The organism is Pseudomonas sp. P105, from assembly GCF_032614175.1.
GTDB lineage: Bacteria > Pseudomonadota > Gammaproteobacteria > Pseudomonadales > Pseudomonadaceae > Aquipseudomonas > Aquipseudomonas rhizophila.
In genome coordinates this window covers 1,377,060-1,398,894 of record NZ_CP126693.1, presented here as the reverse complement: position 1 = coordinate 1,398,894, position 21,835 = coordinate 1,377,060, and the positions used below count along the sequence as shown (strand labels likewise).

The window sequence follows — 21,835 nt, the reverse complement described above, 5'->3', positions numbered from 1 at the left end:
AACTGGAGGATTTGTAATGACCACGGAAAAAGTGAAATACGGCGTTCATTCCGAAGCCGGTAAATTACGTAAAGTCATGGTGTGTTCCCCAGGCCTGGCCCATCAGCGGCTGACCCCGAACAACTGCGACGAGCTGCTTTTCGACGACGTAATCTGGGTCAACCAGGCCAAGCGCGATCATTTCGATTTCGTCACCAAGATGCGCGAGCGTGACATCGACGTGCTGGAAATGCACAACCTGCTGACCGACATCGTCGCCATCCCCGAAGCCCTGGACTGGATCCTGCAGCGCAAGATCACCGCCAACTCGGTGGGCCTGGGCCTGGTGAATGAAGTCGGTTCCTGGCTGCGCAGCCTGGAGCCACGCCATATCGCCGAATTCCTGATCGGCGGCGTCTCGGCCGATGACCTGCCGGACAGCTTCGGCGGGAAAACCATCCAGATGTTCCGCGACTTTCTCGGGCACTCAAGTTTCATCCTGCCGCCGCTGCCCAACACCCAGTTCACCCGCGACACCACTTGCTGGATCTATGGCGGCGTGACGCTGAACCCGATGTACTGGCCGGCACGCCGCCAGGAAACCCTGCTGGCCAGCGCCATCTACAAGTTCCACCCCGAGTTCACCCAGGCCGACTTCCAGATCTGGTACGGCGACCCGGACCAGGATCACGGCAACGCGACCCTCGAAGGCGGCGACGTGATGCCCATTGGCAACGGGGTCGTGCTGATTGGCATGGGCGAACGCTCATCGCGCCAGGCCATCGGTCAACTGGCGCTGAACCTGTTCAAGCACAAGGCCGTGGAACGGGTGATCGTCGCCGGCTTGCCGAAATCCCGCGCCGCCATGCACCTGGACACCGTGTTCAGCTTCTGCGATCGCGACCTGGTGACGGTTTTCCCGGAAGTGGTGAGCCAGATCGTCGCCTTCTCCCTGCGCCCAGACGAGAGCAAGCCCGGCGGCATCGATGTACGTCGCGAAGAAGGCAGCTTCCTCGACACCGTCGCCGCGGCCCTCAAGCTGCCGGCGCTGCGGGTGGTGGAAACCGGCGGCAACAGCTTTGCCGCCGAACGCGAACAATGGGACGACGGCAATAACGTGGTGGCCCTGGAACCGGGCGTGGTGATCGGCTACGACCGCAACACCTACACCAACACCCTGCTGCGCAAGGCCGGGGTGGAAGTCATCACCATCAGCGCCAGCGAACTGGGCCGCGGCCGCGGCGGTGGTCACTGCATGACCTGCCCGATCATTCGCGACCCGATCGACTACTGACCTTTGAGCCTGGGCCGGTATTCACCCAATACCGGCCCAGGGGATAACCGAAACCCAAGGAGATCCAAATCATGGCTTTCAACATGCGCAACCGCAGCCTGCTGAGCTTGATGCACCACACCAACCGCGAACTGCACTATCTGCTGGACCTGTCCCGCGACCTCAAGCGTGCCAAGTACACCGGCACCGAGCAGCCACACCTCAAGGGCAAGAACATCGCGCTGATCTTCGAGAAAACCTCGACCCGCACCCGCTGCGCCTTCGAAGTCGCGGCCCATGACCAGGGTGCCCACGTCACCTACATCGACCCGGTGTCGTCGCAGATCGGCCACAAGGAAAGCATGAAAGACACCGCCCGGGTGCTGGGACGGATGTTCGACGCCATCGAGTATCGCGGCTTCGAGCAGGAGATTGTCGAGGAGCTGGCCAAGTTCGCTGGCGTGCCGGTGTTCAACGGCCTGACCGCTGAATTCCACCCCACTCAAATGATCGCCGACACCCTGACCATGCGCGAGCACAGCGACAAGCCGCTGCACGACATCAGCTACGCCTACTTGGGCGATGCCCGCTATAACATGGGCAATTCGCTGCTGATGATCGGCGCCAAACTGGGCATGGACGTACGCATCGGTGCGCCAAAGGCCCTGTGGCCGCACCAGGATTTCATCGACCAGTGCCAGGCCTTCGCCGCCGAAAGCGGCGCACGCATCACCATCACCGAGGACCCGAAGGAAGCCGTCAAGGGTGTGGACTTCATCCACACTGACATCTGGGTCTCCATGGGCGAGCCGGTGGAAGCCTGGGACGAGCGCATCGAGCAACTGCTGCCCTACCAGGTCAACGCGCAAATGATGAAGGCCTCGGGCAACCCGCGGGTGAAATTCATGCACTGCCTGCCGGCGTTCCATAACAGCGAAACCAAGGTCGGCAAGGACATCGCCGCGCGCTATCCGAACCTGGCCAATGGCGTGGAAGTGACCGAGGAGGTGTTCGAATCCCCGGCCAACATCGCCTTCGAGCAAGCGGAAAACCGCATGCATACCATCAAGGCGATCCTGGTGTCGGCGCTGGCGGATATCTAGAACCTCAGGCAACTCGCGCGTTCTGGAGCAGAACTGTGGGAGCAAGGCTTGCCCGCGATGCAGACACCTGGGTGTAGCTGATGGACCAGGCGCTGCCATCGCGGGCAAGCCATGCTCCCACAGGCCAGCTCCCACAAGGGGAGCGAGTCGTCCATTATTTCTCTGTCAGAGGACAGCATTATGCGCATCGTCGTAGCCCTGGGCGGCAACGCCCTTCTGCGTCGGGGTGAACCCATGACCGCCGACAATCAACGCAGCAACATCCGCACGGCGACCGAACAGATCGCCAAAATCCACCCCGGCAACGAGCTGGTCATCGCCCACGGCAATGGCCCCCAGGTCGGCCTGTTGTCGCTGCAGGCCGCGGCCTACACCTCGGTCTCGCCGTATCCGCTGGACGTGCTCGGCGCCGAGACCGAGGGCATGATCGGTTACATCATCGAACAGGAACTGGGCAACCTGCTGGACTTCGAAGTGCCGTTCGCCACGTTGTTGACCCAGGTCGAAGTGGACGCCAACGACCCAGGTTTCCAGAACCCCACCAAGCCCATTGGCCCGGTCTACACAAAGGCTGAGGCGGAAAAACTCGCGGCCGAAAAAGGCTGGTCCATCGCCCCGGATGGTGACAAGTTCCGCCGCGTGGTCGCCAGCCCGCGCCCCAAGCGCATCTTCGAAATCCGCCCGATCAAGTGGCTGCTGGAAAAAGGCAGCATCGTGATCTGCGCTGGCGGGGGTGGTATCCCGACGATGTACGACGCCGACGGCAAGCTACGGGGCGTGGAAGCGGTGATCGACAAAGACTTGTGCTCGGCGCTGCTGGCTGAACAACTGGAAAGCGATCTGTTGGTAATTGCCACCGATGTCAACGCCGCGTTTGTCGATTTCGGCAAGCCGACCCAGAAAGCCATTGCCCAGGCCCACCCCGATGAAATGGACAAGCTGGGGTTCGCCGCCGGTTCCATGGGGCCGAAAGTCCAGGCCGCCTGCGAATTTGCCCGCAACACTGGCAAGGTCGCGGTGATCGGCTCACTCTCGGACATCGAAGCGATCGTCCAAGGCACCGCCGGCACCCGCATCAGCACGGCCCAACTTGGCATCGCTTATCGATAACAGGAAACTTGCGGGGCAGATTCGCGGTCTGCCCTACACCCACGCCTTCGAAGGAGAGTCGTTTATGGCCATGTTCGAACCCGGTCACCTGCACATGGAACGCCATGCACTGAACAAGGATGATTTCAGCTATAACCTGTGCATCGACTATAAGGTCGACCAGAACAAAAAAGAGGGCACGGGCATGTCGTTCCGGGTGCATGGCACCGTTGAAGACAAGCCCCTGGACGAAGAATTTTTCCTGGCCAAGGACCAAGCCTTCGACTTCGCCCGCCATGCCACGCGCATCGCCCAGAAATACGGCCTGCCCAAGACCGCCAGCATCGGCTCGATGCACAAGTACTACGACGAGATGTTCGAAGACGTGCGCAAGCAACTGGACGTCAAGCCGGGCGACCCGATGAAGCCTGAACACCTGGAGTAACCTGGTTCAAAGCCCCCAATTCCCTGTGGGAGCGAGCCTGCTCGCGATAGCGGTGCAACAGTCAACATCAATGGGGGCTGACCCACCGCATTCGCGAGCAAGCCCGCTCCCACAAAGGGTTATCAGCGTCCTGAATATCGGTTACATCAAACCACTGACTGGCTGGCAACCCGCTACGGCTGACCTATGCTGAAAGTAGTACCCACGGGTATTCGTTCAGAGGTCATCGCCATGAACATCAAAACAAAAAGACGCCTCGCCATTTTTGTCACCTGCACCGCCACGCTTGCGCTGTATGGCACGGCGGCCTATCGGGTCGAACAGACCAGGCAACTGCCGCGTGAATACGCCAGTTGCAACTTCGAACGCTGCATTCCTCACACCGCGACCCTGAACGCCTTGCGCTGAGGCGTGTTCAGTCGTCCGGTTGATCGGTCTTGAGCCGGTCCCGGAATGCCTTGGGAGAGATGCCAACCCGCCGGCGAAACAACCGGGTGAAATTGGTCGGGTCGGAAAAGCCGAGCATTTCAGAGATCTCGTAGATCGTCATGCCGGTGTACGTCAGCAGCCGTTTGGCCTCCAGCAGCTGGCGCTCATGCATGATCTGCAGGGCCGGCTGCCCCGCCAGTTCCCGACAGGTGCCGTTGAGGTGCGACACGGAGATGCCCAGACGATGGGCCAGGTCTTCGACCTTGACATGCTGGCGATAGGTTTCTTCCACCAACTGAATGAACCCGTTGAGGTACTCCCGCGCGCGTTGTGGGCGCTGGGCCTGCGTGCGCCGCTGCATCACCTGACGACTGACCCAGACCATGATCACGCTGACCAAGGCATGCATCAGCATTTCCCGGGCCGGCTGATGCCCACCGTATTCAGCCTGCAGGGCGCTGAACAGGCTATTGAGGTACTCGGCATCTTCCAGGGCCGGGTAGCTTTCGGCCTGGGCCAGCACGTTGACCGAATGACCCAGCTGCGATTGCAGGTGCGTCACCAGCGGTGCGGCCAGGGTCACCACGTAACCCTGCACATCCTCGGAAAAACGGAAGCCATGCACCGACAACGGCGGCAGGATCTGCACCGCCGGCTCGTCAAGCCGGGTGCGCTGGCCTTCGATTTCCAGCTCCGCCTGGCCCTTGAAGACAAACAACAACTGACAGAGATCGGCGTGCCGATGGGGTTTGATCTCCCATTGGTGCTCTCGGCTGCGCTTGGAAATGGTTTCACAGTGCAGCAGGTCCGGAGTCGGCCAATCCTGGCTCTCGCCGTAGAGCTTGAATACCGGGATTGAAGGCAGGTCTGTTTTTTTCATCACGAGGATCGGCCTGGGTTGCGGGCGATAATCGCACCGATTGGTAGAAAGTACAGGTATCGGCTCAGTTTTCCCCTTCAATTGACAGGTCCGCAAGCGAAAAATGCAAGCACCCCAATCAACACCGACCCTGGTCAGGTGCTTCGTGCGAGTCATAACAACAATGAAAACCCTCAAGACCCAAGTTGCCATTATCGGTGCCGGCCCTTCTGGGCTGCTGCTCGGCCAGTTGTTGCACAACGCTGGAATTGACACGGTGATCCTCGAACGCCAGACCCCGGACTATGTGCTGAGCCGCATCCGCGCCGGTGTGCTGGAGCAAGGCATGGCCCAACTGCTGCGCCAGGCCGGCGTCGGCCAGCGCATGGACGCCGAGGGACTGCCCCATGACGGCTTTGAGCTGGCGCTCAACGGTCGTCGGGTGCACATCGATCTGAAGGGGCTGACTGGCGGTAAAAACGTCATGATCTACGGCCAGACCGAAGTCACCCGCGACCTGATGGCCGCCCGAGAAGCCGCCGGCGCCCGCACGCTTTATCAGGTCGGCGATGCCCAGCCCCACGACATGCAGACCGACAACCCCTTCGTGACCTTCGAGCACCAAGGGCAAACCTGGCGCCTGGACTGCGACTACATTGCCGGTTGTGACGGTTTCCATGGTGTGGCGCGCCAGTCGATCCCCGCGGAAAAACTCAAGGTCTTCGAGCGGGTCTACCCGTTTGGCTGGCTCGGCATCCTGGCCGACACCCCACCGGTTCACGAGGAGTTGGTCTACGCCCGTCACGAACGCGGTTTTGCCCTGTGCAGCATGCGTTCCAAGACTCGCACCCGTTATTACCTGCAAGTGCCCGCCGAGGAGCAAGTGGCCGATTGGCCGGACGAGCGCTTCTGGTCTGAACTGAAAAACCGCCTGCCAGCCGACCTGGCCCAAGCCCTGGTGACAGGTCCCTCCATCGAGAAAAGCATCGCGCCGCTGCGCAGCTTCGTGGTCGAGCCAATGCAGTATGGACGGATGTTCCTGGTGGGGGACGCGGCCCACATCGTTCCGCCCACCGGCGCCAAGGGGCTGAACCTGGCGGCCAGCGACGTCAGCACGCTGTTCAACATTCTGCTCAAGGTCTATCGCGACGGCCGTACGGACTTGCTGGAAAAATATTCCGCCATTTGCCTGCGACGGGTGTGGAAAGCCGAGCGTTTCTCCTGGTGGATGACGTCCATGCTGCACCGCTTCGACGACGACGCCTTCAACCAGCGCATCAGCGAAGCGGAGCTGGAATATTTCGTCGACTCCGAGGCGGGTCGAAAAACCATCGCGGAAAACTACGTCGGACTTCCTTACGAGGCTATCGAATAGCCGGCTATCGACTTAAACTGCGGGCTCAGTCCTATTCGCCCCCCAGGCGTGATGCCCGCAGGTTCTGCCTTGACTCAACTCCATACCTCCCAAGCCCCACAGCCTGCCATCCGTAGTGTGCTGGTGGCCCTGATGCTGGCGATTTTTCTCGGCGCATTGGACCAGACCATCGTCGCCGTCTCGATGCCGGCCATTTCCGCCCAATTGGGTGATGTCGGCCTGCTGGCCTGGGTGATTTCCGGCTACATGGTCGCCATGACCGTGGCGGTGCCGATCTACGGCAAGCTCGGTGACCTCTACGGTCGGCGGCCGTTGATGCTGTTCGGCATGGGGCTGTTCACCCTGGCCTCACTGTTCTGTGGGCTGGCGCAAAACATGGAGCAACTGGTGCTGGCGCGCATTTTCCAGGGCATCGGCGCCGGCGGGATGATCTCGGTGAGCCAGGCGATCATCGGCGACATCGTGCCGCCCCGCGAACGTGGCCGTTATCAGGGCTATTTCAGCAGCATGTATGCGCTGGCCAGTGTGGCGGGGCCGGTATTGGGCGGCTACATGACCGAGTACCTGTCGTGGCGCTGGGTGTTCCTGATCAACCTGCCCTTGGGCCTGGGGGCCTGGCTGATTGCCCGGCGCACCCTCGTCGGGTTGCCGGTGCCGCACCGTAAGCCGATCATCGATTACCTGGGCACCGTGCTGTTGATCATCGGCCTGACCGCGCTGCTGCTGGGCATCACCGAGGTTGGCCAGGGCCACGCCTGGCACAGCAGAGAGGTACTGGGGCTGCTGGGTTGCGCCGTGGTGGCATTGTCAGTGTTCATCTGGCAGGAGCGCCGGGCTCGGGAACCGTTGTTACCGATGCACCTGTTCGTCAACCGCAACGCCGTGTTGTGCTGGTGCACGGTGTTTTTCACCAGTTTCCAGGCGATTTCCCTGACCGTGCTGGTGCCGTTGCGCTATCAGAGCGTGACCGGGGCTGGCGCCGACAGCGCAGCGTTGCACTTGTTGCCGCTGGCGATGGGGTTGCCCATAGGTGCTTATTTCGCCGGACGCCGTACCTCGATCACTGGCCACTACCAACCGATGATCCTCAGCGGCGCCCTGCTCTTCCCGTTTGCGATCCTCGGCATGGCCTTCACCCCGCCCGACGCGTTCTGGCTCAGCAGCCTGTTCATGCTGCTCAGCGGTATCGCTTCCGGCATGCAGTTCCCGACTTCGCTGGTGGGGTCGCAAAATTCGGTGCAACAACAGGACATCGGGGTCGCCACCAGCACCACCAACCTGTTCCGCTCCCTCGGCGGCGCCGTGGGTGTAGCGCTGATGTCGGCGTTGCTGCTGGCCTTGCTGCAGGACTCAAGCGTTGCCCAATTCGCCGGTTCGTCGCCGTTGGGTGAAGGGCATTCCGGCAATGTTTTGCTGGATGGATTGAACGCTGCCCCCGGCGAAGCACAACACGCCTTGCGTCAGCAATTGCAGACGACGTTCCGGCATTTGTTGCTGATCAGCGCCGCGGTGTCGTTGTTGGGGCTGGCGGCGGCAGTGGCGATGCCCAATCGCGTGTTGCGTGGGCGGGATGACAAGGCTCAATAACCTGTAACACACGATCTCTGTGGCGAGGGAGCTTGCTCCCGCTCGGTTGCGCAGCGACCGCAACATTTTTGGGGCCGCTTCGCAGCCCAGCGGGAGCAAGCTCCCTCGCCACAAAAGCATCATTGCCACAAAATCTCTTCAAGCCGGCGCCACCACTCCCTCCAGCGGCGCCACCCCACTCATCCCATCCTTCATCCGCTTGGCATCGCGCACGAAACAGCGCGACGCCAGGAACAGGAACACCATGGTCAGGAACAGCGCCACCGGAATCAGGAACATCGCGTCATGCAAACCAATGGCCTTGAACGCCTCGGTCATCTGCGAGGCGCCGGTCGCGGCCATGGCCGCATGGGCAAAGTAGTCAGACAAGCCACCCACCACCACCGGCCCCATGCCTCCGCCCAACAGATACAACCCGGCAAAGAACAACGCCATCGCCGTGGCCCGCAGACGCGGTTCGACTACGTCCTGGATCGCCGTGTATACGCACGTATAAAAGGTATAGGCAAACAGCCAGCCGACACTGAACACCGCAACGAACACACCAATTTCAATCCGTCCGGCATACAACGCCCAAGCGGTGGTGGCCGTGGAGATCACCAGGCTGAACGCGGCGAACAGCAGGCGTCCGTTGGGCACCCGTTGATGAATCTTGTCGGCAATCCAGCCGCCCAGGGTCAACCCGAACAGCCCGGTCACGCCCACCATGATCCCGGTGGCAACCGCCGCGTCGTGCAGCGGCATCAGGAAATAGCGCTGTAACATGGGTACCAGGAACGAGTTGCAGGCATAGGTGGCGAAGTTGAAACACAGCCCCGCCAACACCAGCCACAGAAAAGTAGGAATCGCCAGCACCCGACGGATCGGCTTGTCGATTTTTTCCTGGGAGATCTGCACCGCTTCCGCCGCGCCGCGCTTGGGCTCCTTGATGAAAAACATGAACACCGCCAGCACCAGCCCCGGCACCGCCGCGATAAAGAACGGCGCGCGCCAGCTGTCGAAGGCCTTGACCATCGCCCCGATGGTGAAGAACGCCAGCAGCAGACCGATCGGCAGGCCCAGCATGAAAATGCCCATGGCCCGCGCCCGACGGTGGGCCGGAAACAGATCACCGATCAGCGAGTTGGCCGCTGGCGCGTAACTGGCTTCACCGATCCCCACGCCCATGCGTACCACCAGAAACGCCCAGAAACTGCCCACCAAGCCATTGACCGCCGTCAGCCCGCTCCAGGTCGCCAGGCCCCAGCCCATCAACTTGCTGCGCGAACCGGTATCGGCCATGCGCCCCAGCGGCAGCCCGGCGATGGCGTAAACGATGGTGAAGGCGGTGCCGATGATGCCGATCTGGAAGTCGCTGAGGCTCCACTCCATACGGATCGGCTCGATGATGATCGCCGGGATGGTGCGGTCAAAGAAGTTGAACAGGTTGGCCAGGAACAGCAGGAACAGAATGCGCCAGGCATTCGCCGCTTGGGTCGAGTTCTGCATGGGTCCGTCTCTTTATTGTTATGGGGCACGGCGAGGCATCCGAACCCGGAGTCTGCAATCTAGACAGCGGCGCGCAGACTGTCTCCAATCATTCGCATGACTGATACCCGGCCATGGCGGGCGGCGTGTTTAGTGACTATGGTCAATTCCCTGAAGCAATTGACATCATTTTGCCTTATTTCGACTAAAGATCGCCTTCCGATGGCCGATTCAACCTATCAGGAAAGATTTTCCCGAGCGCTGCTCAGGCTGCCCCCCCTGAACGCTTGGGCCGACCTTCGCGCCGTCAAGGACGCGAGCTCCCATCCGCGATGGTTTGATGACAGTGGTCATCGAACCGACCAGTTCAGGCATATGGCGCACAATGACCTCTAAAAAAACAGCCACTGCAGTATCCGATCTTACGTTGAGCCCGGCCGCCAACGGTCCTGAAACCCCGAAGCCGCCGAGGCGCTCACGTTCCCTGTCGACTCAGCAGTATCTGTATTTCACCGAAACCAACACCGACCGCATCCTCGACAACCTCGACGGCCTGCGTGACAGCGTGTTCCCGCGCCCGCCGCACCTGGTGGACGACGAAAGCGAACGCGATCAGCAGGAGTTCCCGTCCGTATGCCTGATCGGCCTGGGTCGCTGTGGCTCCAACATCGCCCTGGACGTAGCCGAGCTGGTGTACAACGCCCGCAAGTTCTACCTCAACGAATTCAATGCCGAAGACAAGGGCTACAGCGACAAGGGTTACAGCCCGGCGCAGTGGATCCGCAACAATTTGCGCCTGGGCACCAGCAAGGTGAGCAAGCCGGTGTTTTTGGTTGAGCCGCTGGTGATGCTCGGCGACCTGGACAAGGACATCGCCGGACGCATCCGTTTTTCGCGCAAAGGCGAAAAAAGCGGCTTTTTGCGCGACTACAGCAAAATGAAAATCATGGACCTGTCGGAAGTCCATGCCGGGGGCGCCGGTAACGCGCCGATCCTGGGCCAGTACCTGGCCAAGATCATCCTGAACAAGGACACCCAGCGTTTCTCCAGCCCCGACTGGAAGATGATCCACTCGTACCTGATCGACAGCTGCGGCATCAAGGCCAACCAGTCGCGCCTGTACTTCTCGATCTTCAGTGCCGGTGGCGGTACCGGTTCGGGCATGGCCTCGGAGTTCGGCCTGGCTCAGCAGTACTCGTACATGAACAAGACGTTCGACACCAAGCCGATGGACGAACACGACAGCAAGAGCGGTCATTCCTTCGTCTTCGAGCCGATCTTCACCAGCGGCATTTGCGTACTGCCTAACATTTCCGATCACCGCAGCGAAATGTCCGAGGCGCTGCACATCAACGCCGGACGCCTGCTGTGCAAGTACCTGTCGGAAGAATGGGATTTCTCGTACAACTTCGCCAACGAAGACAGCAGCGAAGCCAGCGTGATGGGCCGCATCCGGCCCTGGAACGCGATGATGCTGATCTCCAACGACATCATGCGCTACGCCGAAGAGAGCGATGACGGCAACATCCAGAACATCGATGTCAATGCCATGGAGAAGCACGCCAACCAGTACATCTCCCAGCAGATCTTCAACATCCTGACCGCCCAGGCAGTGACCACCGACTACGACCAGAACTACTTCCGTCGCGCCGGCATCGACATTGGCGAAACCATTCGCCTGGACGCCAACGACCTGTTCATGAGCCTGGCCGGCCCGGTGGCGATTGCCTACGCCGAGTCCGTCGTTCCGGAAACCCCAGCGCCCAGCGGCGACAAGTTCAAGGTGTTCGAGAAGGAGCCGCCGCGCCTGAACATCGACGACCTGTTCTTCCGCTCCATCGACCTGCCGCACTTCAACAAAGTCACCCAGGCCATCGAAGGCATCAGCCTGTTGCCGATCGAATCCAAGCGCTACCGCGCCTCGCTGGAGCAGTACAAGAATTCCGGCTACGACGCCGCGGCCCTGCATGACCTGCACTTCTTCAAGAACTGCTCGTCGGTGGTGTCGATCGTCTCGTTGCCCAAGGACTACAAGCTGTCCTACATGGACCTGAACCGGCTCAAGACCCACCTCAACAGCCTGTTCCCCAACACCACCCTCAAGCGTTACGCGCTGGTGATCGGTGCCTCGGCCAACCTGTCGCTGACCACCCTGATCGCCAAGAGCCCCTGCCTGTCGGATGACTTCCTGACCCTGATCGTGGCGTTCATCAAGCGCTGTTTTGCCCGCACCCCGTATCGCTTCGATGACACCCTGGACAACTCGATCCTGGACTTCATCATCAACGAAGACTTCGACGAAGAGCGCATCGACGATCTGCTCAACGAGTTCGAAAACCCGGCGAAGATCCTCGACACCAACTGGTACGCGATCAAGCCGATGTACGAGAAGAAATACCGCGAGCTGATCAGCGACAAAGACAAGTTTGTCTCGATCAATGACATCCGCCTGTCCCGCGACTGCGTGAAAAAGGCGATCAAGTATTTGCGTGAGATCTACCGTCACCGCATCGGCAAGACCAAGGTTATTTCCCTGAATAACCATACGGGCAAGACTTATTGAGGCTGGCGCAGGACCGCGTCGCGCCAATCGCGAGCAGGCTCGCTCCCACAGTGAACCGCGTTTCTCAGAAAGAACGCGATTAATGTGGGAGCGAGCCTGCTCGCGATTGGCGGCCTTGACCACAACACAAAATCAACATTCAGAAACAATTAAGCAGCCCACCGGCTGCCCAATAAACTGTTCCCGTTACGTATACGTCACCCTCCGCTGTGGCGTTTCACCACGGCAGGATGCCATCACGCTACTCACCTACACACTTTTACTCTGCAGAAAATACGAACCAACTTGGTGCAGGCATCAAACCGATGCCCTTTCCTGGACCATAATCCACGGTGAAACCACTACCGCCCATAGCTGCGGATCGCGTTCGAAAAAGTCCAGCGCCCGCGTTTCAGACAGCTTGGCCAACTGGTCGGCAGCCAGCCAGGCGGCGACTTTGGTACCTTCGTCCTGGGCAACGGCCTCGGCCGCGGCGATCAGATCCAGGGCCGGGTCGACCCACAATAGGGCACCCTTGGCAAAGAACGGCTCCAGCTCCTTCCAGGTGATGGATGCGGTTTCACCAAGCAGTTTGGCATAGAGGGTGCTAGGTTCTTGATTCATGGGAGCTGTCCGGAAAAGAAATCGGCGCGAATGATAACGTCGGTGGTCTGGCAGAAAAACCCGGTAGCAATTGGAGTACCGATTGGAAAGCGCAGGAAAGCCAGGGATTGCCGATTTGTCCGGACGAACCCCGCCGCCATTCTGTCTTTTTCTTTCAATTAAGCGACACCCTCAGGTTTTGCCCCCAAGCGCCAGCTTCCCTTGCCAACAATCGGCGCTCTACACTGTACCGGTACAGTTGCCGGGGGCATTTTCCGCGAGGATATCCAAGATATCTGACCCGGTTCTGCTGCTTCGGCGCCAGGACTATAAAAACTACAACAGCATGAGTGGAGCACTATGACTAAGGCTACTAAGCAGATTTCCAAACTGTTTGCCGCTATGGTTCTGGCCGGGGTTGCCAGCCATTCGTTCGCCGCCGACACCATCAAGATCGGCATCGCCGGCCCAAAAACCGGCCCCGTAGCCCAGTACGGCGACATGCAATTCAGTGGCTCCAAAATGGCCATCGAGCAGATCAACGCCAAGGGCGGCGTCAACGGCAAACAACTGGTCGCCGTTGAATACGATGACGCCTGTGATCCAAAACAAGCAGTCGCGGTGGCGAACAAAGTCGTCAACGACGGCGTCAAGTTCGTGGTCGGCCACCTGTGCTCCAGCTCCACCCAACCGGCTTCGGACATCTATGAAGACGAAGGCGTGATCATGATCACGCCAGCCGCTACCAGCCCGGACATCACCGCTCGCGGCTACAAGATGATCTTCCGCACCATCGGCCTGGACAGCGCCCAGGGCCCTGCCGCCGGTAACTACATTGCCGACCACGTCAAGCCGAAAGTCGTTGCGGTCCTGCACGACAAGCAGCAATACGGCGAAGGTATCGCCAGTGCCGTGAAAACGACCCTTGAGAAGAAAGGCGTTAAAGTCGCCGTGTTCGAAGGCGTGAACGCCGGCGACAAAGACTTCTCCTCGATGATCGCCAAGCTCAAGCAAGCCAACGTCGACTTCGTCTACTACGGCGGCTACCACCCGGAGCTGGGCCTGATCCTGCGTCAATCCCAGGAAAAAGGCCTGAACGCCAAGTTCATGGGTCCGGAAGGCGTGGGTAACGACTCGATCTCGCAGATCGCCAAGGAAGCTTCCGAAGGTTTGCTGGTGACCCTGCCGAAATCCTTCGACCAGGATCCGGCCAACATCGCCCTGGCTGACGCGTTCAAAGCCAAGAAGGAAGACCCGAGCGGTCCGTTCGTGTTCCCGTCCTACTCGGCCGTTCAAGTGATTGCCCAGGCCATCACCGAAGCCAAGAGCGAAGACCCGGAAAAAGTGGCTGAAGCCATCCACGCCGGTACTTTCAAGACCCCGACCGGTGACCTGAGCTTCGACGACAAGGGCGACCTGAAGGACTTCAAGTTTGTGGTTTACCAGTGGCATTTCGGCAAACCTAAAACCGAAGCTTCGCCTCAGTAAGGCCTGGCCTGACTGACTGCCAATAAAGCCCACGGCGTGCCGTGGGCTTTGTTTTAAATGTATTGGGCCGCGCTGGCGTGATCCGCCAGTCTCCCCACCTGAAAATCTCAAAACCGTCATCAGCGGTTCGCTGGCAAACCTCGTGCTCGAAGTGGATGCAGATCCACGGGGCCGGGCGGGAAAATGACTCCACCAGTGAAATGCGTATCAGGTTTTTAGGAGCGCTGTAATGCCTGACATCTATCACTTCTTCCAACAGCTGGTTAACGGCCTGACCGTTGGCAGCACGTATGCCCTGATCGCCATCGGCTATACGATGGTTTACGGCATCATTGGAATGATCAACTTCGCCCACGGCGAGGTGTACATGATCGGCTCCTACGTGGCGTTCATCGCCATCGCCGGGCTGGCCATGATGGGACTCGACAGTGTCCCGCTGTTAATGACCGCGGCGTTCATCGCGAGCATCGTGGTGACCAGTTCCTATGGCTACAGCATCGAACGGATCGCCTACCGCCCCTTGCGCGGCAGCAACCGTCTGATCCCGCTGATTTCGGCCATCGGCATGTCGATCTTCCTGCAGAACACCGTTCTGCTGTCGCAAGACTCCAAGGACAAATCCATTCCCAACCTGATTCCGGGTAACTTTACCTTCGGGCCAGGGGGGGCACAGGAAGTGCTGATTTCCTACATGCAAATCGTGGTGTTCGTGGTGACCCTGGTCGCCATGCTCGGCCTGACGCTGTTCATCTCCCGTTCCCGCCTGGGCCGCGCCTGCCGCGCCTGCGCCGAGGACATCAAGATGGCCAACCTGCTGGGCATCAACACCAACAACATCATTGCCCTGACCTTCGTCATCGGCGCGGCCCTGGCGGCCATCGCCGCCGTGCTGCTGAGCATGCAATACGGCGTGATCAACCCCAACGCCGGTTTCCTCGTGGGCCTGAAGGCCTTCACCGCTGCGGTACTGGGCGGCATCGGCAGCATCCCCGGAGCCATGCTCGGCGGGCTGGTGCTGGGCGTGGCGGAAGCCTTTGGTGCCGACATCTTCGGCGATCAATACAAGGACGTCGTGGCGTTCGGCTTGTTGGTTCTGGTGCTGCTGTTCCGGCCGACCGGCATCCTGGGCCGTCCGGAGGTTGAGAAGGTATGACTAAACATCTTAAATCGGCGCTCTTCAGCGCGCTGTTGGTCTGGGCGGTCGCGTACCCGGTACTCGGCCTGAAACTGACCATCGTGGGCATCGACCTAGAAGTGCACGGCACCAGCCCCGCCATCCTGGCGACCATCGCCGTGTGTTCGGTGCTGATGTTCCTGCGGGTGTTGTTCAGCACGCAGATCAGCGCCGCCTGGAAGGCCTCGCCAGGCCTTCCGATAGTCCCGGCCAAGGCCAGCAACTTCCTGACCCTGCCGACTACCCAGCGCTGGATCATCCTGGGCCTGATCGTCATCGCGTTGGTCTGGCCGTTTTTCGGCTCTCGCGGTGCGGTGGACATCGCCACCCTGATCCTGATCTACGTGATGCTGGGCCTGGGCCTGAACATCGTGGTAGGGCTGGCCGGTCTGCTGGACCTGGGTTACGTCGGCTTCTATGCCGTCGGCGCCTACAGCTACGCGCTGCTGTCCCATTACTTCGGCTTGAGCTTCTGGATCTGCCTGCCAATTGCCGGGATGATGGCCGCCACCTTCGGTTTCCTGCTGGGTTTCCCGGTGCTGCGCTTGCGCGGTGACTACCTGGCAATCGTGACCCTGGGTTTCGGCGAGATCATCCGTCTGTTCCTGCGCAACCTGACCGACATCACCGGCGGCCCGAACGGCATCAGCAACATCGAGAAGCCAACGTTCTTCGGCCTGACCTTCGAACGCAAAGCCGCCGAAGGTCTGCAGACCTTCCACGAGTACTTCGGACTGCCCTACAACTCGATCAACAAGGTGATTTTCCTCTACCTGGTTGCGCTGTTGCTGGCCCTGGCTGCGCTGTTCGTCATCAACCGCCTGCTGCGCATGCCTATCGGCCGTGCGTGGGAAGCGCTGCGTGAAGACGAGATCGCCTGCCGTGCCCTGGGTCTGAACCCGACCGTGATCAAGCTTTCGGCTTTCACCCTCGGTGCCGCCTTCGCCGGTTTCGCCGGTAGCTTCTTTGCTGCCCGTCAGGGCCTGGTGACGCCGGAATCCTTCACCTTCATCGAGTCGGCGATCATCCTCGCCATCGTGGTGCTGGGTGGGATGGGCTCGCAGCTGGGTGTGATCCTGGCGGCAATCGTGATGATCCTGTTGCCTGAAATGATGCGTGAATTCAGCGAATACCGCATGTTGATGTTCGGCGCCTTGATGGTGCTGATGATGATCTGGCGTCCTCAAGGTCTGCTGCCTATGCAACGCCCGCACATGGAGCTGCGCAAATGAGCCGCGAGATCCTGAAAGTCGAAAACTTGAGCATGCGCTTCGGCGGCTTGCTGGCGGTCAATGGCGTGGCCCTGACCGTGAAAGAGAAACAGGTCGTTGCATTGATCGGGCCGAACGGCGCGGGCAAGACCACCGTGTTCAACTGCCTGACCGGCTTCTATCAGCCTACCGGCGGCACGATCCTGCTGGACGGCGAGCCGATCCAGGGCCTGCCTGGTCACCACATCGCCCGCAAGGGTGTGGTGCGCACCTTCCAGAACGTGCGGCTGTTCAAGGACATGACGGCGGTCGAGAACCTGTTGATCGCCCAGCATCGCCACCTGAACACCAACTTCTTTGCCGGTCTGTTCAAGACCCCGGCGTTCCGCAAGAGCGAACGCGAGGCCATGGAGTTCGCCGAGTACTGGCTGGAGAAGGTCAATCTCAAGGAGTTCGCCAACCGTACCGCCGGCACCCTGGCCTACGGTCAGCAACGGCGTCTGGAAATCGCCCGCTGCATGATGACCCGCCCGCGGATCCTCATGCTCGACGAACCGGCCGCTGGCCTGAACCCGAAGGAAACCGAAGACCTCAAAGCGCTGATCGGCGTGCTGCGCGAGGAGCACGATGTCACCGTGCTGCTGATCGAGCACGACATGAAGCTGGTCATGAGCATTTCCGACCATATCGTCGTGATCAACCAAGGCACGCCGCTGGCCGACGGTTCGCCGGAACAGATCCGCGACAATCCTGAAGTGATCAAAGCCTACCTGGGGGAAGCGTAAATGCTGCAGTTCGAAAACGTTTCCACCTTCTATGGCAAGATCCAGGCCCTGCACAGCGTCAACGTCGAAGTCCGCCAGGGCGAAATCGTGACGCTGATCGGTGCCAACGGTGCCGGCAAATCCACCCTGCTGATGACGCTCTGCGGTTCGCCCCAGGCCCACAGTGGCAGCATCCGCTACATGGGTGAGGAACTGGTGGGCCAGGACTCTTCGCAAATCATGCGCAAGAGCATCGCCGTGGTGCCGGAAGGCCGTCGGGTATTTGCCCGACTGACCGTGGAAGAAAACCTCGCCATGGGCGGTTTTTTCACCGAAAAGGGTGATTTTCAGGAGCAAATGGACAAGGTGCTGCACCTTTTCCCCCGCCTGAAAGAACGCTTTAGCCAGCGCGGCGGCACCATGTCCGGCGGCGAACAGCAAATGCTCGCCATCGGCCGTGCGCTGATGAGCAAGCCCAAGTTGTTGCTGCTCGACGAACCGTCCCTGGGCCTGGCGCCGATCATCATCCAGCAGATCTTCGACATCATCGAACAACTGCGCAAGGATGGCGTGACGGTATTCCTGGTGGAGCAGAACGCCAACCAGGCGCTGAAAATCGCTGACCGGGCGTACGTGCTGGAGAACGGCCGCGTGGTGATGCAAGGCACGGGTGAGGCGCTGTTGACCGACCCGAAAGTACGCGAGGCGTATCTGGGCGGTTGAGTCTGTTGCTGCATGAGAAAACGGCCTTCGGGCCGTTTTTTTTTGCCCAGTTCTCAAGTGAATGCTGTTGTGGCGAGGGGATTTATCCCCTCGCCACAATGGATTTCGAAACAAACAAAAAAAATCGAGAACCTGCTGTAACGCATTCCCCTACCCCCTCTCTAGTTCAGCAGACCGGCGCTAACGCCGGTTCATTTCCTGAAACTGGAGAATCATCATGACTGCTTCGACCCGCACCCTGTCCGCCGCCGCCCTGGCCCTGGCACTTGGCTCTGCCTTGAGCATGACAGGCGTCTCGACTGTCCATGCCGCCGACGACACCATGGAAAAATGCTTCGGTGTCGCTCTCAAAGGCAAGAACGACTGCGCCGCCGGCGCTGGCACCACCTGTGCCGGCACCGCGAAAATGGACTATCAGGCCAACGCTTGGAAATCGGTCCCTAAAGGCACTTGCACCACCATGGAAAGCAAAACCTCCCCGACTGGTTTCGGCCAGCTCGAAGCGTTCAAAGCCAAGTCTTGATCGCATCTGCCTGAGGCCAATCTCCATGTCGAAAGCCCCCTCCCTCGCCACCGATACCCGGCTACCGCCAAGGGCTGGGTTGGGGCTCAAGACCGAGCATTTTCGTGAAGTGCTCCAGACCCGACCGGATCTGGGTTTCTTCGAAGTGCACGCGGAAAACTACATGGTGGCCGGCGGGCCGTTTCATCACTTCCTGGGGCGGATACGCGAACAGTATCCGCTGTCACTGCACGGCGTCGGCCTGTCGATCGGTGGAGAGGGGCCGCTGGATGTTGCGCATTTGCAGCGCCTGGCCACACTGATCGAACGCTATCAGCCCCAGTCTTTTTCCGAACACCTGGCCTGGTCCAGCCATGGCCCGGTGTTTCTCAACGATCTGCTGCCCCTGGCCTACGATGAAACGACGCTCAGGCGCGTCTGCGAACACGTCGATCAGGTCCAGTCCAGCCTCAAATGCACACTGCTGCTGGAAAACCCGGCCACTTATCTGGCGTTCGAGGACTCGACCCTCGACGAGCCTGACTTCATCAGTGAAGTCATCCGTCGCACTGGCTGCGGACTGCTGCTGGATGTGAACAACGTCTACGTTTCATGCATCAACCATTGCCGTGATCCCCAGGCTTACCTCGACGCACTGCCCCTGCAGGCCACCGGCGAAATTCATCTGGCCGGGTTTGCCGAAGATTCCGACAGCCTGGGCGAGCGTTTGCTGATCGATGACCACGGTGCGCCAATCGATAACGAGGTCTGGCGCTTGTATCGCACGGTACTGGCGCGGACCGGGCCAGTCGCCACGCTGATCGAGCGCGACAACCACATCCCGGCGTTGGCAGTGCTGTTGGCCGAAGCCGGTCAGGCCGACCAACTATTAAACGCCGCCAGGGTCCAGCCATGAGCCGCTACAGCGAATTCGCCGCCGCCCTGCTCGACCCGCGCAAAGCTTGTCCGCAGGGTTTGACCTGCGCCACCGGCGCCGATCCAGAGAGCCGGTTCGCGGTGTATCGCAACAACGTGCTCAGCTCATTGATCAACGCCCTGGCCGACAACTATCCGGTGGTGGCGCAACTGGTGGGCGAGGAGTTCTTCGGCGCCATGGCCGGAATGTACGTCCAGTGCGCCGCACCGCGAAGCCCAGTCATGAGTGACTACGGTGCCGACTTTGCCGGGTTCATCGAACATTTCGAACCCGCCGCCAGCGTGCCGTATCTGGCGGATGTCGCCCGACTGGAGCGCCTGCAGGTGCAAGCCTGGCACGCCGCCGACGCCCGGCCCATGGATGCAGAACGGGTCATGCAAGTGCTGTCATCGCCGGCATCCCATGATCATCTGAGGGTTGGCCTTCATCCGTCACTGCACCTGTTGCAATCGCCCTTCGCCGTGGTGGCGATCTGGGCCGCCCATCAGCAAGAGCCCGTCATGCCGGTCGACCCCTTCACGCCGCAATGCGCCCTGGTGCTGCGCAACAACCTGGACGTGGAAGTGTTTGCGATCAGTCCCGGCGCCCATGATTTCATCAAGGACCTGCTGCAAGGTTGTTTCCTGAGCGCGGCCATTGATGCTGCAACCAGGCGCGACAGCGATCTGGAACTGGAGCACACCCTGGCGCAGCTCATCAGCCATCAAGCCGTCACCCATCTGTTAGCCGAGCAGGTATTGCCATGAACGCCCTGATCACTCGCTCCATTGAATGGCTGGATAAAATCCCTCACAGCCTGATCGCCTTCGTTGGGCGCTTTTGCATCGCGGCGGTGTTCTGGAAATCCGGCCAGACCAAAATCGAAGGCCTGGCCATCGACCTGATCGACGGCACCTTCCAGCTCGGCCTGCCGCGACTGGCCGATTCGACCATTCCCCTGTTCAAAAGCGAATACGCCTTGCCGCTGTTGTCGCCAGAACTGGCAGCGCATCTGGCGGCAGTGGCCGAGCATGTGTTCCCGATCCTGATCCTGTTTGGCCTGGCGACACGCTTCTCGGCCCTGGCCCTGCTGGGCATGACCTTGACCATTCAACTGTTCGTCTACCCCGACGCCTATCCGACCCATGGCACCTGGGCGGCGGTACTGCTTTATCTGATGGCGCGCGGGCCGGGCAAGCTGTCGCTCGACCACCTGATCGCCAGGCACTACGCTCGCTGATCAAGATCGGGACTCCTGTGGAAGCGAGCCTGCTCGCGATAGCAGTGTCAGCTTCAGCACAATTGTTGCCTGACCCACCGCTATCGCGAGCAGGCTCGCTCCCACAAGGTTCGTGTGATGCCTTGCTATCGCTGAAGTCGATCCAGCGCCTCGCCACTGCGCTTGAACCAGTCGATCAGATAATCGGCCAGCACCTGGGTGCGCTTGGGCAAACCGCCCTGGTACGGGTGCACGAGGTACATCGGCATGCGACGGGTCTGAAAATCCCTGAGTAACCAGCGCAAACGTCCGTCAGCCAATTCCTCATGCAACAGATAGGACGGCAACCGGGCGATCCCGGCGTTGGCCAGGGCGGCTTTTTTCAGCAGGCTGTAGTGATTGCTGGCGAACGGTCCCGATACCCGCACCCGCAACAATTCGTGTTGCTGGTGATAGAGCCATTCCTCGCGGCCGCTGTAATGACTGTTGAGCAGGCAACGATGTTCGGCCAGGCCCTGGGGCGTCAGGGGTTCGCCGTAGTGTTCGAGGTAGGCCGGGCTGGCGCAGGTCAGCTCATGCCAGGCCAGCAGCGGACGCGCCACCAGGCGCTCATCGAGGGCAGCGTCGGAGCGGATCGCCAGGTCGAAACCATCACGGGACAGATCCCGGTAGCCATTGTTGAGCTCCAGTTCGATCTGCACGTCGGGGTAACGCTGGGCGAACTCCGTCAGCAAACCCTCAAAGAAGGTTTCGCCCAACGACACCGGAACCGTCATACGCACCGGCCCGGAAATTTCATCCTTCAGGCGAGCCAGGGCCTGACGCGCCCTTTGCACCTGCACCAATAACGCCTGGGCCTGGGGCAATAACGCCGCCCCCGCTGCCGTGAGACTCAAGCGCCGCGTGGTGCGCTGTAGCAACACCACCGAAAACCGACTCTCCAGCAGGCTGATGCGCTTGGACAACTGGCCCTTGCTGCAGCCCAATTGCTGGGCCGCCAGGGTGAAACTACCGGCCTCGATCAACACGGCGAACGCCGCCAGGTCGTCCATTTCGCTCATCGGATTGTTTCCAATTGAAAACCAAA

The 21,835-nt window shown here is 60.4% G+C and carries 21 protein-coding genes; 17 read left to right on the top strand and 4 right to left on the bottom strand.

The genetic code is table 11. The annotated features are described in order from the left end of the window. The first annotated feature begins 16 nt into the window (after nucleotides 1–16). From arcA to QOM08_RS06270, 5 genes are all read left to right on the top strand, one after another. Nucleotides 17–1,273, top strand: a complete 1,257-nt coding sequence (gene arcA, locus QOM08_RS06290; protein ID WP_076386060.1) for an arginine deiminase — start codon at nucleotides 17–19, stop codon at nucleotides 1,271–1,273. 71 nt (nucleotides 1,274–1,344) lie between these two features. Then, entirely contained in the window at nucleotides 1,345–2,355 is a 1,011-nt protein-coding gene (locus tag QOM08_RS06285; protein WP_047228378.1) for an ornithine carbamoyltransferase, read from the top strand. Nucleotides 2,356–2,535: 180 nt separating this feature from the next. Beyond that, nucleotides 2,536–3,465, top strand: a complete 930-nt coding sequence (gene arcC, locus QOM08_RS06280; protein WP_047228379.1) for a carbamate kinase — start codon at nucleotides 2,536–2,538, stop codon at nucleotides 3,463–3,465. 64 nt (nucleotides 3,466–3,529) lie between these two features. Further along, on the top strand, nucleotides 3,530–3,889 hold the full coding sequence (locus QOM08_RS06275; RefSeq protein ID WP_316912713.1) for a DUF5064 family protein: 360 nt from the start codon (nucleotides 3,530–3,532) through the stop codon (nucleotides 3,887–3,889). A gap of 231 nt (nucleotides 3,890–4,120) precedes the next feature. Continuing rightward, on the top strand, nucleotides 4,121–4,297 hold the full coding sequence (locus tag QOM08_RS06270) for a hypothetical protein (RefSeq protein WP_188252312.1): 177 nt from the start codon (nucleotides 4,121–4,123) through the stop codon (nucleotides 4,295–4,297). Between the two features lie 7 nt (nucleotides 4,298–4,304). Here QOM08_RS06270 and QOM08_RS06265 read toward each other — a convergent pair whose 3' ends face one another. Then, the gene (locus QOM08_RS06265) at nucleotides 4,305–5,198 is read right to left on the bottom strand and encodes a helix-turn-helix domain-containing protein (protein WP_139050986.1); all 894 of its coding nucleotides are present in this window, start codon (nucleotides 5,196–5,198) and stop codon (nucleotides 4,305–4,307) included. Between the two features lie 163 nt (nucleotides 5,199–5,361). Between QOM08_RS06265 and pobA the strand changes: the two genes are divergently transcribed. Next, complete coding sequence (pobA, locus tag QOM08_RS06260; protein ID WP_139050987.1) at nucleotides 5,362–6,552, top strand: 4-hydroxybenzoate 3-monooxygenase; 1,191 nt, start codon at nucleotides 5,362–5,364, stop codon at nucleotides 6,550–6,552. 51 nt (nucleotides 6,553–6,603) lie between these two features. Further along, entirely contained in the window at nucleotides 6,604–8,139 is a 1,536-nt protein-coding gene (locus QOM08_RS06255) for an MDR family MFS transporter (protein ID WP_171061415.1), read from the top strand. Between the two features lie 138 nt (nucleotides 8,140–8,277). Here QOM08_RS06255 and QOM08_RS06250 read toward each other — a convergent pair whose 3' ends face one another. Further along, on the bottom strand, nucleotides 8,278–9,627 hold the full coding sequence (locus tag QOM08_RS06250) for a spinster family MFS transporter (protein ID WP_107321615.1): 1,350 nt from the start codon (nucleotides 9,625–9,627) through the stop codon (nucleotides 8,278–8,280). A 364-nt stretch (nucleotides 9,628–9,991) separates the two neighbouring features. On the opposite strand from QOM08_RS06250, the gene QOM08_RS06245 reads away from it, so the two are divergent. After that, nucleotides 9,992–12,169, top strand: a complete 2,178-nt coding sequence (locus QOM08_RS06245) for a hypothetical protein (protein WP_047228435.1) — start codon at nucleotides 9,992–9,994, stop codon at nucleotides 12,167–12,169. A gap of 297 nt (nucleotides 12,170–12,466) precedes the next feature. On the opposite strand, the gene QOM08_RS06240 is transcribed toward QOM08_RS06245, so the two are convergent. Then, entirely contained in the window at nucleotides 12,467–12,772 is a 306-nt protein-coding gene (locus QOM08_RS06240; protein ID WP_047228384.1) for a DUF2288 domain-containing protein, read from the bottom strand. 339 nt (nucleotides 12,773–13,111) lie between these two features. Here QOM08_RS06240 and QOM08_RS06235 point away from each other — a divergent pair, with 339 nt between their 5' ends. The 9 genes from QOM08_RS06235 to QOM08_RS06195 all read left to right on the top strand — a co-directional run bounded on the left by QOM08_RS06235 (nucleotide 13,112) and on the right by QOM08_RS06195 (nucleotide 20,769). Next, the gene (locus QOM08_RS06235) at nucleotides 13,112–14,239 is read left to right on the top strand and encodes a branched-chain amino acid ABC transporter substrate-binding protein (RefSeq protein ID WP_092397014.1); all 1,128 of its coding nucleotides are present in this window, start codon (nucleotides 13,112–13,114) and stop codon (nucleotides 14,237–14,239) included. Between the two features lie 229 nt (nucleotides 14,240–14,468). Further along, nucleotides 14,469–15,392, top strand: a complete 924-nt coding sequence (livH, locus tag QOM08_RS06230) for a high-affinity branched-chain amino acid ABC transporter permease LivH (RefSeq protein WP_047228386.1) — start codon at nucleotides 14,469–14,471, stop codon at nucleotides 15,390–15,392. Beyond that, nucleotides 15,389–16,645 carry a high-affinity branched-chain amino acid ABC transporter permease LivM gene (locus tag QOM08_RS06225; RefSeq protein ID WP_139050990.1) on the top strand — a complete coding sequence of 419 codons (1,257 nt, stop codon included), beginning with the start codon at nucleotides 15,389–15,391 and terminating at the stop codon, nucleotides 16,643–16,645. The genes livH and QOM08_RS06225 overlap by 4 nt, the downstream gene beginning before the upstream one ends. Beyond that, on the top strand, nucleotides 16,642–17,409 hold the full coding sequence (gene livG, locus QOM08_RS06220; RefSeq protein WP_047228388.1) for a high-affinity branched-chain amino acid ABC transporter ATP-binding protein LivG: 768 nt from the start codon (nucleotides 16,642–16,644) through the stop codon (nucleotides 17,407–17,409). Before QOM08_RS06225 ends, livG begins: the two co-directional genes overlap by 4 nt. After that, the gene (locus QOM08_RS06215; protein WP_047228389.1) at nucleotides 17,410–18,111 is read left to right on the top strand and encodes an ABC transporter ATP-binding protein; all 702 of its coding nucleotides are present in this window, start codon (nucleotides 17,410–17,412) and stop codon (nucleotides 18,109–18,111) included. Nucleotides 18,112–18,328: 217 nt separating this feature from the next. After that, nucleotides 18,329–18,634 carry a DUF2282 domain-containing protein gene (locus QOM08_RS06210; protein WP_139050991.1) on the top strand — a complete coding sequence of 102 codons (306 nt, stop codon included), beginning with the start codon at nucleotides 18,329–18,331 and terminating at the stop codon, nucleotides 18,632–18,634. Between the two features lie 25 nt (nucleotides 18,635–18,659). Beyond that, the gene (locus tag QOM08_RS06205; RefSeq protein ID WP_139050992.1) at nucleotides 18,660–19,529 is read left to right on the top strand and encodes a DUF692 domain-containing protein; all 870 of its coding nucleotides are present in this window, start codon (nucleotides 18,660–18,662) and stop codon (nucleotides 19,527–19,529) included. Continuing rightward, nucleotides 19,526–20,296 (top strand): DUF2063 domain-containing protein, encoded by a 771-nt coding sequence (locus QOM08_RS06200; protein WP_139050993.1) that lies wholly within the window; start codon nucleotides 19,526–19,528, stop codon nucleotides 20,294–20,296. Before QOM08_RS06205 ends, QOM08_RS06200 begins: the two co-directional genes overlap by 4 nt. Then, nucleotides 20,293–20,769, top strand: a complete 477-nt coding sequence (locus tag QOM08_RS06195; RefSeq protein ID WP_139050994.1) for a DoxX family protein — start codon at nucleotides 20,293–20,295, stop codon at nucleotides 20,767–20,769. The genes QOM08_RS06200 and QOM08_RS06195 overlap by 4 nt, the downstream gene beginning before the upstream one ends. A gap of 125 nt (nucleotides 20,770–20,894) precedes the next feature. On the opposite strand, the gene QOM08_RS06190 is transcribed toward QOM08_RS06195, so the two are convergent. Then, on the bottom strand, nucleotides 20,895–21,809 hold the full coding sequence (locus QOM08_RS06190) for a LysR family transcriptional regulator (protein WP_316912712.1): 915 nt from the start codon (nucleotides 21,807–21,809) through the stop codon (nucleotides 20,895–20,897). Between the last annotated feature and the right edge of the window lie 26 nt (nucleotides 21,810–21,835).